This is a genomic window from Solihabitans fulvus (assembly GCF_008386585.1).
Taxonomy (GTDB): domain Bacteria; phylum Actinomycetota; class Actinomycetes; order Mycobacteriales; family Pseudonocardiaceae; genus Solihabitans; species Solihabitans fulvus.
In genome coordinates this window covers 1-606 of sequence record NZ_VUOB01000215.1, presented here as the reverse complement: position 1 = coordinate 606, position 606 = coordinate 1, and the positions used below count along the sequence as shown (strand labels likewise).

The window sequence follows — 606 nt, the reverse complement described above, 5'->3', positions numbered from 1 at the left end:
AGATGAACTGCATGGAGTACGCCTATCAACTTTGGCTCCAGGGCTCCAAGGACATCGTCCGTGATTGTTTCCCAGTTGAGTTCAGACTTATCTTCGCCGAAAACGCGATTAAGCTTATGTACAAGCGCGACGGTCTCGCTTTGACGCTGAGCAATGATGTTCAAGGCGACGATGGCAGACCTGCCTACGGCGACGGCAAGGACAAGACAAGCCCGAGAGTCAGCTGGAAGTTAATCGCTCTGTGGGAGAACAACAAGGTCTACTTCAAGATCTTGAACACTGAACGTAACCAATACTTGGTATTGGGAGTCGGCACTAACTGGAACGGCGACCACATGGCCTTCGGAGTCAACAGCGTCGATAGTTTCAGAGCCCAGTGGTACCTGCAGCCCGCTAAGTACGACAATGACGTCTTGTTCTACATCTACAACCGTGAATACAGCAAGGCTTTGACACTGTCGAGGACGGTTGAGCCCTCGGGTCACCGCATGGCCTGGGGATACAACGGCAGAGTAATCGGAAGTCCCGAACATTACGCTTGGGGTATAAAGGCTTTCTAAGTTATAATATAAAGTTTCGACCACGAACCAATAAGAATGAGCAGCT

1 protein-coding gene is annotated in these 606 nt (G+C 50.3%); it reads left to right on the top strand.

Going from position 1 to position 606, the window contains the following annotated elements:
• A partial coding sequence (locus F0L68_RS45670) for a hypothetical protein (protein WP_149822407.1) occupies positions 1-560 on the top strand: 560 nt, incomplete at its 5' end.
• Positions 561-606 lie beyond the last annotated feature (46 nt).